Origin of the sequence: Ligilactobacillus murinus DSM 20452 = NBRC 14221, assembly GCF_001591685.1 — a bacterium.
GTDB classification, from domain to species: Bacteria; Bacillota; Bacilli; order Lactobacillales; family Lactobacillaceae; genus Ligilactobacillus; species Ligilactobacillus murinus.
This window is the reverse complement of sequence record NZ_BCVJ01000131.1, coordinates 1-623: the sequence shown is the minus strand read 5'-3', so window position 1 is coordinate 623 and position 623 is coordinate 1. Positions and strand designations below refer to the sequence as shown.

General features: G+C 36.6%; 1 protein-coding gene. It reads right to left on the bottom strand.

The genetic code is table 11. The features are described from left to right. Nucleotides 1-140: 140 nt before the first annotated feature. A partial coding sequence (locus LMU01S_RS10150) for a Rep family protein (RefSeq protein WP_156470428.1) occupies nucleotides 141-623 on the bottom strand: 483 nt, incomplete at its 5' end.

Here is a 623-nt window from a genome sequence, read left to right as displayed (position 1 = left end):
TTGAACATGCTACAATCCCTTACAGCTCTAAGCTTAAAGCAGTGTTCAACTTAACTTGAACACTGTTCAACTTGAACACTACAAAATTTTATCAAAAAACGCCTTGGAGCTTAGAGCCACAAGACGTTTACGATGTTCAATCAATATTTTTTCAAATAATTATTTACAGTACCTACACTAATACCTAAAGTATCAGCAATCTTACGCTGAGAATAGCCCTTCTCCGCCATTTCCTTAACCTTTTGGATATTTTCAGGCATCAAATCTCTAGCGCTCTTTTCTGAACGACTATCCTGATAGTTAGAATCGATCACAGCTTTCACTATCAAGGTATTATGATTTGCTACTACATCAAACCAATCTCGCTTATCATTACTCTGAATATACCCCATAAATTCAGACAAACTTTCAACTTTATTTTCTCGAATAAACTTAACAATGTCCCATAACACAACTCTTCTAGAACTCGAAGAAAGAGAAAAATACTCATCCACATCAGCACCGCTATGACAAACTATGTCATCTCGCTTGTACTGATACTTCTCTGGGTTGTCCATATGGATCAAATAACGTACTAACCCCTTCGTATTAGCCGTTTTTTGGGGGATAGGAGCGTTTATAGA